The 12,873-nt window shown below is 59.3% G+C and carries 16 protein-coding genes; 7 read left to right on the top strand and 9 right to left on the bottom strand.

Annotated features, from left to right (window positions below; all coding sequences use genetic code 11):
- Window positions 1–78 precede the first annotated feature (78 nt).
- Together HCZ23_RS07050 and HCZ23_RS07045 are read left to right on the top strand one after the other, a co-directional pair.
- Window positions 79–1,155, top strand: coding sequence for a hypothetical protein (locus HCZ23_RS07050; RefSeq protein ID WP_167601019.1), 1,077 nt, complete (start codon window positions 79–81; stop codon window positions 1,153–1,155).
- A gap of 85 nt (window positions 1,156–1,240) precedes the next feature.
- Window positions 1,241–2,293, top strand: a complete 1,053-nt coding sequence (locus HCZ23_RS07045; RefSeq protein WP_167601018.1) for a transporter substrate-binding domain-containing protein — start codon at window positions 1,241–1,243, stop codon at window positions 2,291–2,293.
- Between the two features lie 32 nt (window positions 2,294–2,325).
- Here the strand turns inward: HCZ23_RS07045 and HCZ23_RS07040 are convergent, their stop codons facing one another.
- Window positions 2,326–2,676, bottom strand: coding sequence for a hypothetical protein (locus HCZ23_RS07040; protein ID WP_167601017.1), 351 nt, complete (start codon window positions 2,674–2,676; stop codon window positions 2,326–2,328).
- Window positions 2,677–2,792: 116 nt separating this feature from the next.
- Between HCZ23_RS07040 and HCZ23_RS07035 the strand changes: the two genes are divergently transcribed.
- Window positions 2,793–3,998 carry a GTP-binding protein gene (locus HCZ23_RS07035; RefSeq protein WP_167601016.1) on the top strand — a complete coding sequence of 402 codons (1,206 nt, stop codon included), beginning with the start codon at window positions 2,793–2,795 and terminating at the stop codon, window positions 3,996–3,998.
- A complete protein-coding gene (locus HCZ23_RS07030) occupies window positions 3,995–4,264 on the top strand; it encodes a DUF6525 family protein (protein ID WP_167601015.1) in 270 nt (89 codons plus the stop codon). The genes HCZ23_RS07035 and HCZ23_RS07030 overlap by 4 nt, the downstream gene beginning before the upstream one ends.
- Before the next feature lie 19 nt (window positions 4,265–4,283).
- On the opposite strand, the gene HCZ23_RS07025 is transcribed toward HCZ23_RS07030, so the two are convergent.
- Together HCZ23_RS07025 and dapD are read right to left on the bottom strand one after the other, a co-directional pair.
- Window positions 4,284–4,526, bottom strand: coding sequence for a GlsB/YeaQ/YmgE family stress response membrane protein (locus HCZ23_RS07025; protein WP_167601014.1), 243 nt, complete (start codon window positions 4,524–4,526; stop codon window positions 4,284–4,286).
- A gap of 88 nt (window positions 4,527–4,614) precedes the next feature.
- On the bottom strand, window positions 4,615–5,442 hold the full coding sequence (gene dapD, locus HCZ23_RS07020; protein ID WP_167601013.1) for a 2,3,4,5-tetrahydropyridine-2,6-dicarboxylate N-succinyltransferase: 828 nt from the start codon (window positions 5,440–5,442) through the stop codon (window positions 4,615–4,617).
- Between the two features lie 120 nt (window positions 5,443–5,562).
- Between dapD and HCZ23_RS07015 the strand changes: the two genes are divergently transcribed.
- A complete protein-coding gene (locus HCZ23_RS07015; RefSeq protein WP_167601012.1) occupies window positions 5,563–6,417 on the top strand; it encodes a TIGR00730 family Rossman fold protein in 855 nt (284 codons plus the stop codon).
- Here HCZ23_RS07015 and HCZ23_RS07010 read toward each other — a convergent pair.
- On the bottom strand, window positions 6,414–6,602 hold the full coding sequence (locus HCZ23_RS07010; RefSeq protein ID WP_167601011.1) for a hypothetical protein: 189 nt from the start codon (window positions 6,600–6,602) through the stop codon (window positions 6,414–6,416). The genes HCZ23_RS07015 and HCZ23_RS07010 overlap by 4 nt on opposite strands.
- A gap of 13 nt (window positions 6,603–6,615) precedes the next feature.
- The gene (locus HCZ23_RS07005; RefSeq protein ID WP_167601010.1) at window positions 6,616–7,059 is read right to left on the bottom strand and encodes a hypothetical protein; all 444 of its coding nucleotides are present in this window, start codon (window positions 7,057–7,059) and stop codon (window positions 6,616–6,618) included.
- A gap of 176 nt (window positions 7,060–7,235) precedes the next feature.
- On the opposite strand from HCZ23_RS07005, the gene HCZ23_RS07000 reads away from it, so the two are divergent.
- Entirely contained in the window at window positions 7,236–8,027 is a 792-nt protein-coding gene (locus tag HCZ23_RS07000; protein ID WP_167601009.1) for a substrate-binding domain-containing protein, read from the top strand.
- A gap of 34 nt (window positions 8,028–8,061) precedes the next feature.
- Here the strand turns inward: HCZ23_RS07000 and rlmN are convergent, their stop codons facing one another.
- Together rlmN and HCZ23_RS06990 are read right to left on the bottom strand one after the other, a co-directional pair.
- Window positions 8,062–9,252: a 23S rRNA (adenine(2503)-C(2))-methyltransferase RlmN gene (gene rlmN / locus HCZ23_RS06995; RefSeq protein ID WP_167601008.1), complete on the bottom strand. Its 1,191-nt coding sequence runs from the start codon at window positions 9,250–9,252 to the stop codon at window positions 8,062–8,064.
- Between the two features lie 113 nt (window positions 9,253–9,365).
- Window positions 9,366–9,905 (bottom strand): invasion associated locus B family protein, encoded by a 540-nt coding sequence (locus tag HCZ23_RS06990; RefSeq protein WP_167601007.1) that lies wholly within the window; start codon window positions 9,903–9,905, stop codon window positions 9,366–9,368.
- A 203-nt stretch (window positions 9,906–10,108) separates the two neighbouring features.
- Here HCZ23_RS06990 and HCZ23_RS06985 point away from each other — a divergent pair, with 203 nt between their 5' ends.
- Window positions 10,109–11,140 (top strand): asparaginase, encoded by a 1,032-nt coding sequence (locus HCZ23_RS06985; protein WP_167601379.1) that lies wholly within the window; start codon window positions 10,109–10,111, stop codon window positions 11,138–11,140.
- A 6-nt stretch (window positions 11,141–11,146) separates the two neighbouring features.
- Here HCZ23_RS06985 and HCZ23_RS06980 read toward each other — a convergent pair whose 3' ends face one another.
- Together HCZ23_RS06980 and serB are read right to left on the bottom strand one after the other, a co-directional pair.
- Window positions 11,147–11,905, bottom strand: a complete 759-nt coding sequence (locus HCZ23_RS06980) for a TSUP family transporter (protein WP_167601006.1) — start codon at window positions 11,903–11,905, stop codon at window positions 11,147–11,149.
- Window positions 11,898–12,776: a phosphoserine phosphatase SerB gene (gene serB, locus HCZ23_RS06975; RefSeq protein WP_167601005.1), complete on the bottom strand. Its 879-nt coding sequence runs from the start codon at window positions 12,774–12,776 to the stop codon at window positions 11,898–11,900. Before serB ends, HCZ23_RS06980 begins: the two co-directional genes overlap by 8 nt.
- Window positions 12,777–12,873: the final 97 nt, after the last annotated feature.

Here is a 12,873-nt window from a genome sequence, read left to right as displayed (position 1 = left end):
GCGGCACCTATGTCTGTTGAGTGTGGAGAGCTGCCTTGAGGGACGGTTGGGTCGTATGTGACCCTTTCGGAGGCGGAGATGAGCTGGTTAGGGGCCGGAGCGGCGGATCGACATCCTGTGTACAATCCCGATGGATTGCACAACGGGCCTTCGCGCGCTTATGTGCCTTGCCGCGTGATGCCTCGAGGCAGTCTGCTTTTGGAGGCGTCCCTCCCGGATCAGTTCAACCAGCCGCTCGATCTCATCGAATATGAACGCCACGACCGATTTCGGCGCAGTTTGCACATGGTTTTGGGCCCGAATGGCAAGCTTTGGGTCGCTATTGAAGCTGGCCAGGCGCTTTCCGTGCTCTCTCTGGACCTGTCGACCTGGTCCAAGGACACGCCTATTCGGATCAGCTATAGCTGGGATCTGTCCAAACAGCACGCTTGGCTTGGGGCGGAGCATCTCGAGACCGGTGAATTGAAAACGGTGACGGGCAACTGTGCGGCTTTGTATGAGGAGGACCTGGCGCGTGTCCTTTTCGCCGTTGATCAAACTGCACTGGCCCGCGACGTGCACTGTATTGCCTTCGCGGACCACATCGAACCTCTAGGCTACTCAGAGGGCATCGGCGCGGGAGCGCTGGTTGAGACCGCTATCGGACCCCAGTCGATCGAGACACTAAAGACAGGCGCTGAGATTGTGACGTCTTCCGGCACAAAGACACGGCTTTTGGCTGGAATTGTCTCTTATATGCCCGCTATCGGCAGTCTTGCGCCTTTGCGAGTCCGGCGTCCTTTTCAGAACCTCAAGCAAACGCTCGATCTTACGCCGCGTTGCGAAATCCTGACCGAAGGCGTCGATGCGGCCTATCTTTTCGGGGTGGAACATGTGGCCGTGAAACCCATGCATCTTGTGCCGTTTCTGCCGTCCGCGAACCGGAGACTTGGTCTCATGTCGAAACGCTATAGGCTTGTGCTGGAAGAGCCGCAGCCGTTTCGCGTCGCTGGAATTTCGGTATGCGCCGCCGGTCATCGTCACGACAGCGCGACCCACGGTCTGACACGGCTCGCGCATCTGCCCTACGACAGTCTGCCCAGAAATGACACGACGGCCACCATGACGCTTTTGAGGCACGAAGCCGTTGCACTTATGTCACCTCGTTATCTCTGACATCCACTGCAAGCGTCCTCCTTTGATCGACGATTGAAAGCGCCCTGCGGCCTATGCCATATGCGCTGATAGATGGGGGAATCTGATGAAACATGTTTTTCGCGCTTTGGCGATGCTCTTCGTTCTGTTCGGCCCTTACATGGCCGCGGCTCAAGATCACCGGGTCATGACCGTCACCCGTGTGCCGTTTTCGATGGAAGTCGATGGCGAGCAAACGGGGTTCTCCATGGATTTGTGGGACGCCCTGGCCGAGGATCTCGGGTGGACCTACAGCATCTCGCGCGTCGACAGTTTTGCAGAGATGTTGGGAGCTATTGAGACCGGCGAGGCGGATGCCGCCATTGCGAATATTTCGATCACTTCGAACCGTGAATTGGTCATGGATTTCACCCAGCCGATTTTCGAGGCCGGGCTTCAGATCATGACGCGCGCAGATGGGGGCGAGGTCACAATTTGGTCTGCGATCCTCTCAAAAGACATGCTTTTGTACATTGCCGGTGCCTTCGCCCTGCTGTTTGGCGGTGGCATGTTGATGTGGTATTTCGAGAAGCATCACCAAGAGTATTTCGACATGCCAGCACGCAAAGCGATGTTCCCGGCTTTTTGGTGGGCACTGAACCTCGTCGTGAATGGCGGCTTCGAAGAGCGTCAGCCACGTTCCCCTTTGGGGCGCGTTTTCGGCGTTTTTCTGGTGATTTCGTCTCTGTTTCTGGTCTCCGTCTTTGTCGCCCGCATCACCGCCGTGCTGACGGTCGAAGCAATCCAATCCAACGTGTCCGGCATTGGCGATCTTTACGGCAAATCCATTGGCACCGTCGCCAATTCAACGGCGGCCGACTTCCTTCTGCGTCGCGATCTCAGTTTCGCGGATTATGCCAACCCGGGCGATCTGATCGAGGCTTTCGAGAGCGGCGATATCGATGCGGTTGTCTTCGACGCGCCCATTTTGGCCTATTATGTAAACCATGAGGGCCGGGGTGTGGGGCGTATGGTGGGGCCGATTTTCTTGCCGGAAAACTATGGCATCGCTTTGCCGACCAGCTCGCCCTATGCTGATCAGATCAATCACAGCCTGTTGAAGCTTCGCGAAAACGGGACCTATGACACGATTTATCGCAAATGGTTTGGCGCCAAATAGGCTCTAGTCCAGCGCGATAGGCACCAAACGCCTTAGTGACGGGTGCCGGTGTCATCCTCGAAAAACGGCGTCATCTGTGCGACGATCACCGAGTTCTCATCGAGAGCGCGCTGCATCAGCTCTTTTTCCTCATCGGAAATCTCGTGGCCCTCTTCGAGCCGCTCTTCGAGTGTGCCGTAGCCCGTGACATCCAGCGGCGCAACGTCGGCCTGTTTCAGGATCGCGACGGTTTCGCGCACGGCTTCGGCCTCGTCCACGCCTGAGGCGTAGATCATCAACGCCCCACCCGTGGCGCCTTTGGGCAGGCCGTCGCCCTCCTTGCGGCCGATCTCGACCAGGAGCGTGTAGACTTTTTGGCGGGAGGGTTTGGATGCTTTCGACATGCCTCTCCTTTGCGGAGGGCGCGGGCAAAAGTCAAGCGGGGCTTCTCAAACCGGATTGACGTTATGTTATTACATATCTAAAACTCACCTCCGTCTCTCCACGAAGGAACTTACCTATGTCCGAACGCTTGCCCGTCACCGTCCTCTCCGGCTTTCTCGGCTCCGGGAAAACCACTTTGCTCAATCGCCTCCTAAACAATCGCGCCGGTCTGCGCGTGGCGGTGATCGTCAACGATATGTCCGAGGTGAACATCGACGCCGATCTCGTGCGCCAAGGCGGTGCCGATCTGTCCCGAACCGAAGAAACGCTGGTCGAAATGAGCAATGGCTGTATCTGTTGCACGCTCCGGGATGATCTTCTGACCGAGGTGCGCCGCCTCGCCGAGGCAAACAAATACGATTACCTGCTGATCGAATCGACCGGCATCGCGGAGCCGCTGCCTGTGGCCGCGACCTTTGAATTCCGGGACGAACATGGCGAAAGCCTCGATGACATCGCCCGCCTCGACACGATGGTGACCGTCGTAGACACGGTGAATATGCTGAATGACTATTCCAGCCACGATTTTCTCGAGGATCGCGGCGAGGTGGCGGGCGAGGGCGATCAGCGTCGCATCGTCGATCTGTTGGTCGATCAGATCGAATTTGCCGATGTCATCGTGCTCAACAAGGTCACGGATGCCGGTCCCGACAAGGTTCTCGCCGCGCGCAAGATCGTTGCAGCTCTCAACCCCGACGCAAAGGTGATCGAAACCGATTTCTCCGAGGTCGCCACAGAGGAGGTGCTTGGCACCGGGCTCTTTGATTTCGACCACGCCCATGAGCACCCGCTCTGGGCCAAGGAGCTCTACGGTTTCGCCAATCACGTCCCGGAAACCGATGAATACGATGTGACGTCCTTCGTCTATCGAGCACGCCGTCCCTTTGATCCGACCGCGATCGAGACAGTTCTGAACGGCGATTTGCCCGGCGTCATTCGCGCGAAAGGCCATTTCTGGATGGCCACGCGGCCCGAATGGGCGGCAGAATTCTCCATGGCGGGCGCGCTCAGCACAATCAAGCCTTTGGGCAATTGGTGGGCCGCCGTGCCGGAGAAATTTTGGCCCAATCACCCCGAAGGCCGGGCGCAGATTGCCGAAGTTTGGGTCGATGGATTCGGCGACCGCCGCCAGGAGATCGTCTTTATCGGCTCGGGCATGGATGAGGCTCTGATCCGGGCGAAACTCAATTCCGCTTTGATCGGTCCCGAGGATAAAATCGACCCTAATCTGGCCCAAACCCTCAAAGATCCTTTCCCGAAATGGGGCCGGGCAGCCGCATGAGCAATCTCAATACCTCCCTGCGCAAACGCAGGCGGTCGAGCGATCCGATGCGAGAGTTCGACCACCTGCCGCGCACGCTGCGGCTTTGGCTGGCCGAGGCCGCTTTGCCGTGGTCGCCACGCTCCGTGCGCAGGCTCTGGTCGAAGGCCTTGAAGCAAAGCGGGGGCTGCGAGGCCCGTGCCTTGGCGCGTCTCTCGGAGATTGAAGCCAAGCGCCTGACACATGACGCGCCCCGGGTGTGGGGCGCGCGTTTTCCTCAGGTTTAAAAATCAATCCCGGCGCGGCTTACCGCAGGCGCCGGGCCAGCCAGATCAGAAGGCTCGCGCCGAAAATCCCGACGATAAGCTGCGGCACCCAGCTGTTCGCGGCATAGATGCCGACGAGCGACAGGATCAGGTTGAGCACAAAGGCGCCAACGATTCCCAATAGAATATTGGCCAGAAGGCCCGTGTCGGCCTTCATGAAGCTGCTGGCGATCCAGCCCGCAAGCCCGCCGACGATGATTGATGCGATCAGTCCAAGTCCCATGGTTCCCTCCATTTCGGTACATCTCTTAACGAAAACGGGCGCCGAAAGGTTCCCCTCACGACGCCCGTAAATCTCAAAGCGCTGAAACTCAGTCGCGCAGCAGCTCGTTGATACCGGTTTTGGAGCGGGTCTTGGCGTCCACACGTTTCACGATCACCGCACAATAGAGGCTCACGCCATTCTTCGACGGCATGCTGCCCGCGACGACGACGGAGTAGGGCGGCACTTCGCCGTACATCACTTCGCCGGTTTCGCGGTCGACGATCTTGGTGGATTGGCCGAGATAGACGCCCATGCCCAGGACGGAGCCTTCGCGGACGATCACGCCCTCGGCCACTTCGGCCCGCGCACCGATGAAGCAGTTGTCTTCGATGATCACCGGACCGGCTTGCAGCGGCTCAAGCACACCACCGATGCCCGCACCACCCGAAAGGTGTACGTTCTTGCCGATCTGGGCGCAGGAGCCAACGGTGGCCCAGGTGTCGACCATGGTGCCGGTGTCGACGTGTGCGCCGAGGTTCACGAAGGACGGCATCAACACGACACCCGGCGCGATGTAGGCGGATTTGCGGACCACGGCGTTCGGCACGGCGCGGAACCCGGCCTCTTTGAACTCGGCAGTGCCCCAGCCTTTGAATTTGCTGTCGACCTTGTCCCACCAGCCGGAGCCTTGCGGGCCGCCGTCATGCAATTCCATGTCCTTGATGCGGAAGCCCAGAAGCACGGCTTTCTTGGCCCATTGATTCACATGCCAGCTGCCGTCACCCTGTTTCTCGGCAACGCGCAGCTCACCTTTGTCGAGTGCATTGAGCGTGGCCTCGATGGCTTCGCGGGTTTCGCCGCCGGTTGCAGGGGTGATCGTATCGCGCGCGTCCCACGCGGCTTCGATGGCGGCTTCGAGCTGTGCATTCGACATGTTGGTCTCCGAGGTCATCGTGGAATATATGGTCCCGCAGGCTATAATCGCTCAAACCCGCCCGCGCAACGCGCGAGAGAGCACAGGCGGCGAGACAAAACGACATAAGGCAGGATCAAGATGACCGAGACGAAACATACCGACCGCCGCCACCCTCTTCGCGACAGCCGGGTCGATCGCGATGCGGCGCAACATATCCCCGACACACCGCAAACCCGCTCGCCGTCGTACAAACTTGCCTTCACCGACGGTGATTTCATGTTTCGGGACGAATTGCGGCCGGTGCGGTTGCAGTTGGAGCTGTTGAAGCCGGAGATTCTGATGGAGGAATTCGGGGTCGAAAGCACCATCGTGCTCTTCGGCGGCGCCCGCATTCCGGCGCCCGACAAAAAGGAGACGGCGAAGACCAAGACCTTGGCCGAGCTGTCGAAATACTACGATGAGGCACGCGAATTTTCGCGGATCATGACCGCGCGCAACAATGGCCATAAGGACAACATCATCGTCACCGGCGGTGGTCCTGGCGTGATGGAGGCAGGAAACCGTGGTGCGCGCGATGCGGGCGGGATTTCCATCGGCCTCAACATCGTCTTGCCGCATGAGCAGGCGCCGAACGAATATGTGACGCCGGAGCTGTGTTTCAACTTCCACTATTTTGCCATTCGCAAGATGCATTTTCTGATGCGCGCGAAGGCCATCGTGGTGTTCCCCGGCGGCTTTGGGACGCTCGATGAGATGTTCGAAAGCCTGACGCTCATTCAAACCGGCCGGATGAATCGCGTGCCGTTTTTGTTGTTCGGCAAAGCGTTTTGGCAAAACATCATCAATTGGGAGGCACTGGCCGAAGCGGGGACAATCTCTCCCAAAGACCTCGATCTGTTCAAATTCGTGGAAACCGCCGAAGAGGCCGTGCAGGCAATTGACGACTGGCCGAACCAAGGCCCGCGCGAGGAAATTGACGGGCGCGAGGCCTAAGCCTCCTGCACTTCGGAGGCCTCAACTTCGGTCTCCGAGGTGCGCTGAGATGACATCATCTGCTGCATGTAGCGATCCAGCGCCATCTCTTGAACGATAGCGCCCATGGTCCGGCCTTCGGTCCGGGCCAGAAGGTGCATCATCTCGACGGTGGTTTTCGGCAAGAGCAGGGTGAGTTTTTCCATCGGGGACCTCGGATCAGAAGGGAAGGGGTTTTTGCGCCAGATGGCGGGTGACAAGATGATGGTGCGCGTGGCCCGGAAAGGGCGTGCCAAAGCGTTTCATCAGGGCGGAATAGGGCTGACCAAGATCGGAGGCCTTGCACAGCCGATCCCCTTCAACGGTCTGAAGGATCAAGCCACCACCGCGTTCTGCCAGCTCATAGCCTTTGGCGCGCAGGGTCTCTTGCAGGTCGCTCCACCCCGTCGCATAGGCGAAGTCATGAGCCAGATAGGCCTGCAACGCATGAGGTTTTCGAGGGCCTTTATAGCCGAACGCGCCCTCTAACGGGCGCGCGGCCTCATCCAACCTGTCGCTCAGCCTGTCGCGAATGAACGCCCCGATCGGCTGACCCGCGCGGGCCGCCGCCCGCTCGATGCGGGACCCAAGGTCGTCTTCGAATCTGATTGTTATCCAGTCCATGTTCGGCATGTTGGGCCGTTAAGGTTAAAACGCCGTTACCATGTTTGAAGGCACCTCGTCCCCTCTGCCTTGGGCCTGTTTCACGCCTCTGTGACGAGAGCGGAGGGAATATGTTTTCGCCTTTCCCTGTATCTCCTCTGCGCACCCCGCGCGGATTTCAGATATTGGAGACACCCATGCGTATGACCCTTTTCACCCTCGCGCTCTTGGGCGCGGCCCCCAGCCTCGCTCAAAGCACTACGCTTTATGACCCCGCGATCACCCACGCGCCGCAGGACGGCGTGGTGAAACTCTACGGCGCGGGTGGTCCGCACACGGCGTTCCAAAAGGTCGCGGATGTCTGGATGGAGAAAACCGGCCAGAAGATCGAGATCATCGCCGGGCCGGAAAGCAAATGGTCGCCCATGGCGCAGGCCGATGCCGATATCCTCTGGGGCACCTCGGAACAGTCGATGACGGCCTTTCTGGAGACCTATAAGACGTTCTCGTCGGATCAGGTCGAGCCGATCTATATTCGTCCGACGGTGATTGCGGTGAAACATGGCAACCCGAAAGGCATCACCGGGTTCGATGATCTGCTCGCCCCCGGCATGAAGATCGTCGTGACCGAAGGCGCAGGCGTTTACAACACCTCTGGCACGGGCACTTGGGAGGATGTCGCCGGGCGCCTTGGCAAGCTCGAAGACATCACCGTGTTTCGTAAGAATATCGTGAGCTATGCCAAAGGCTCCGGTGCGAGTTTCCGGGCTTTCATGTCGGAGGATGCCGATGCCTGGATCACCTGGCCGAACTGGCCCGCGACGCATGACGAATTGGATCAGATCGACCTCAGCCCGGAGCGCACCGTTTGGCGCGATGTGAACGTGGCGCTGTCGCCCATGGCGGATCCGCAAGCGGCGGAGTTTCTCGCTTTTCTGATCACTGACGAGGCGCAGGCGCTGATGGCGACTGAAGGCTGGCAGCGCTAAAAGAAAAGGGCCGGTTCAGCGCCGGCCCTATTTCTCAGACCGCCTGACCAGCGTCCTTGAGGATTTCCTTGCGCGATTTGCGCGCGCGTTCGGTCGCGGATTTGAGCTGACCACAGGCGGCCATGATGTCCTCGCCGCGGGTCTTGCGAATGGGGGAGGCGTAGCCAGCTTCCATCAGGATCGTCGCAAAGGCCCGGATGCGATTGTTGGAGCTGCGGCGATAGTTCGAGCCGGGCCATTCGTTGAAGGGGATCAGGTTGATCTTGGCCGGAATTTCGTAATCTTTCAGGTATTTGACCAGACGGCGCGCATCGTCATCCGTGTCGTTCACCCCGTCGATCATCACATATTCAAAGGTGATGCGCTCTGAATTGGTCGCGCGCGGATAGGCGGCGAGGGCCTCCAGAAGCGGCTCAATCTTCCACTTCTTGTTGATCGGGACAAGAATGTCGCGCGTGTCGTTTTCCGTCGCGTGGAAGGACACGGCCAGCAAACATCCGATCTCTTCGGCGGTGCGCTTGATCTCCGGCACGATACCGGAGGTTGAGAGCGTGATCCGGCGACGGCCAAGCTGAATGCCCTCGCCATCCATGACGATTTTCATCGCGTCGCGCACGTTCTCGAAATTGTACAGAGGCTCGCCCATGCCCATCAGAACGATGTTGGACAAGAGCCGCGTCTCATCCTTGGGTGCACCTTTTTCCGGCCATTCACCCAGGTCGTCACGCGCCATCATCACTTGGCCGACGATCTCCGCCGCCGTCAGGTTGCGCACCAGTTTCTGCGTGCCGGTGTGACAGAAGGAACAGGTCAGAGTACAGCCCACCTGCGAGGACACACAAAGCGTGCCGCGCCCGTCCTCGGGGATATAGACCACCTCGACCTCATGGCCGCCCGCGATCCGCACGAGGTATTTGCGGGTGCCATCGGTCGAAACCAGTTTGGACACCACTTCAGGAACGCGAATTTCAAACTTTTCGGCAAGCTCGGCCCGAAAGGATTTAGAGAGATTCGTCATCGCCTCAAAATCGCGCACACCCCACTGATAGATCCACTGCCAAATCTGGCCCATGCGCATCTTGGCCTGTTTCTCCGGCGTGCCGTTGTCGATCAGGGTCTGACGGAAGGCATCGCGTGTCAGGCCGACAAGATTGATCTTGTCAGAGGGCTCATCTTTGCGCGGAAAGGTCAGGACATCCTGCGTGATCGGTGCGCTGGGTTTCATCATTCAACTCTTATATGCGGGATTTAAAGGCGGCTTTTACAGGATTCTAAGGGTAAAATCCATACGAAAAGGCCCCGCACGAGCAGGGCCTCTTATCACATTCTTTGTGAGCGTTACTTGCCGCAGCGGCTCGCGGCCTCTTCGACAGAGGCGGTGAAGCCCAAAAGCGAGAAGGTGTCTTTGGTGATCGTGCCGCGCGAGGAGTTGCCGGTCAGCGTCGCGGTCGCGCCGCGCTTCATCGCTGCGATGATCTTGGCGTCATCCTCGGGCGTGACGGCCCAAGCGGTCTCGTCGTCCGAATTGGTGAAAAGCGTGAACTCCGTGCCGCCGATTTCCATCGTCACGTTGGAGCCGGGTTCGAACGGATAGCCGCCCAGGAACGACACCTGACCGTTGACGCCATTGCCCGGACCATAGGTCACGAAGAGCAAAATCTCAGAGCGCGTCACCGATTTCGGGCGACCCGAGCTGTCGGTGTTCAGTGTCTCTTTCGGCACGGAAACCGCCCAGCAGGTCTTGTTCGGCTGGCTTTCCTCATAGACATACCAATCGGTGTTCGACCCGACCTGATTGGTGCTTTCCTGCGCGAATGCCGGACCTGTCAGACCCAAAAGGGCTGTTGCAAACAGGGTCTGTTTCACGAAAAATCTCATTGAACTCTCGCTGCCTCTCAACTTTCGGTCGATTGCGACCATTTCAGGCCTGTCTTGACCACATCTTCCGCTGTCTATAGCCGCGGTTTTGAGAAGGGGTCAGGCCAAATTCCATCATCTGCGGGCACAGTAACGCAATTCCGCCGATTTGGGAAAGACCCTTGGCAGAAATTCGCTGAAACGTGAAAGGATCGAAAATGGGAATGACACAAGAGATGGTCGAGGTCTGGCGCGGTCCCATTTTGGAGAGCCGACACACGGGCTTTGCCGTAATCTGTGATGCCCGAGGCGAGGTGATCGAGGGCTGGGGCGATCTCGACACCGTGATCCTGCCGCGCTCGTCGGTGAAGATGATTCAGGCGCTGCCTCTTGTGACCTCCGGGGCCGCCGATGCAAAGGGATTGACCGAGGAACAGCTCGCGCTGTCCTGCGCGTCGCATCAGGGCGCAGCCATCCATACGGCACGTGTGGCGGCCTGGCTCAAAGATCTTGATTTGACACAAGACGACCTGATTTGCGGCCCGCAAGAGCCATGGGACATTCCGACGCGAGATGCGCAGATCAAGGCGGATGCAGGCAAATGCCGCATCCATAACAATTGCTCCGGCAAACATTGCGGCTTTCTGACCCTGACCCAATTCCTCGGTGTAGGCCCTGACTATGTCGACCCGGATCATCCTGTGCAAAAAGCCGCTTTGGAGGCGTTTGAGACGGTCACGGGCGAAACCTCCCCCGGCTTTGGCATCGACGGCTGTTCGGCGCCGAATTTCGCCACCACCGTGCGGGGGCTTGGACGGGCCATGGGCTATTTCGCGGGCGCGCGCGAAGGCGGCGATGCGATGGAGCGCGCGGCTTTTCGTCTCGCGAAAGCGATGCGCACGCATCCCGATCTTGTCGCTGGAGAGGGCCGCGCCTGCACGGAGCTGATGCGCGCCGCCAAAGGCAAGGTGACGATCAAGACCGGGGCCGAAGGCGTCTTTACCGCCATCCTGCCAGAGCAAAAGCTTGGTGTGGCGCTCAAAATTGCTGACGGGGCAACGCGTGCCTCGGAATGTGCCATCACCGCGATCTTGGTCAAACTCGGGGCGCTTGATGCAAATGATCCTCTGGTGAAAAAACGCCTCAATCCCGATGTGCCAAATTTTGCGGGACTCAACACGGGCGAGGTCAAACCGGCGGAGGGCTTCCCAGGACCGTCTTTGGGCCCATCTTTTGATCCGTCTTTTTCGGGGTGAAAATGCTCAAAACCACTCGGAAATGAGCTTGAGCGCCAAAGCCGTGGAGGCAATCACCAACACAGGCTTGATCAGCTTGGCTCCGACCTTCGTGGCCAGTGTGGACCCCACATAGGCGCCCGCGATCTGAGCGATCCCCATGGCAAGGCCGAGCATCCAGAGGGGCTTGGCGACCAAAACAAACCCGACAAGCCCACCGATATTCGAGGCGAAATTCAACAGTTTGGTGTGCGCCGTGGCCTTGAGAATGCCGTAGCCCGCAAGGCTCACGAACCCCAGCATGAAAAACGCGCCGGTGCCTGGCCCCAAAAGCCCGTCGTAAAACCCGATGAAGGGCACGAAGGTTGAGGCAAACACCAGTGGCGTGATGCGCCGGGTCCGGTCCATGTCGTTGAGGCCGGGTTTGAAGGCAAAGAACAGTGCGATGGCAATGAGTAGGACGGGCAGGCCGAGACGGATCACATCGGTTGGCAGAGAGCTGGCCAAAAGCGCGCCGAGCATGGCGCCGACAAAGGACAAAGCGGCCGGGCCGATCTGTTTGCGCAGGTCCACATGTCCGGCGCGGGCGTAATTGATTGCGGCCATGCCCGCGCCAAAGAGGCCTTGCACCTTGTTGGTCGCCAGAGCCTGCACTGGCGGGATGCCTGCAATCATGAGGGCAGGGACGGTGATCAGCCCACCACCGCCCGCGATGCTATCGACGAAACCGGCGATGAAGCCGGCCGCCATGAGAATCAGCAGGAGATCAAGCGAGACCTCAAACATGCGCGAAATCGGACCGCGCGTAGCCCTGAACGAACAGAAGCGCGGAGAGATCGCCGTGGTTGATCCTGATCTCGCATTCGGCGGCGACGGAGGGTTTCGCATGAAGCGCCACGCCTGCCCCCGCGAGTTTCAACATGCCGAGATCATTGGCGCCGTCACCGACCGCCATCACATCCGAATGCGCCAGACCAAGCCGCGCGGTGATCTCTTCGAGCGCGGCGACCTTGGCTTCGCGTCCAAGGATCGGCAGGCCCGGTTTGCCGACCAGTTCACCATTCTCGACCAGCAAGGTGTTGGCCCGGTTCTCATCGAATCCAAGCGCCTCTGCGACATAGCCGGTGAAGGCGGTAAAGCCGCCCGAGACCAGCGCGCAATAGGCGCCGTCACGCTTCATGGTGGCAAGCAGCTCCTTGCCGCCGGGCATGAAGGTAATCCGCTCGTCGATGACCTTTTGGATGACGCTTTCCGGCAGGCCTTTCAAAAGCCCGACGCGTTCGGTCAGCGCCCCTTCGAAATCCAGCTCGCCATTCATCGCCTTCGCCGTGATCTCTTTAACGCGCTCACCGACGCCCGCGACATCGGCCAGCTCGTCGATGCATTCCTGCTGGATCATGGTCGAATCCATATCGGCCAAGAGCATCTTTTTGCGGCGCGCTTCAGTTGGCACGACGATCAGGTCGATGCCCTGTGTTTGCAGACCTTCCCAGACATCCCAGTGATTCGACGGCACGGACTCGACGCTGAACTCGGCGGCCTCGCCCAGAGACAGCCATTTGAGATCGCCCCCGCCCCAGGCCGAGCGCAACGCGTCGGCGGTGGTCAGATTGAGCGCCGGCGCGGCGGGGTTTGTGAGAAGGATACAGGTGAACATAAGGGGCCTCCGTTTGTCGCCTGTCTACGCAATGACATGCCGGGTTTCCAGCGCTATGAGGTCTGGTTTTGAGGGTTTTCCGAGGCGGGTCCGAAGT

The organism is Celeribacter sp. HF31 (assembly GCF_011806455.1).
Taxonomy (GTDB): domain Bacteria; phylum Pseudomonadota; class Alphaproteobacteria; order Rhodobacterales; family Rhodobacteraceae; genus Celeribacter.
The sequence above is the reverse complement of the archived record's forward strand: the minus strand, read 5'-3'. Positions and strand labels throughout refer to the sequence as shown.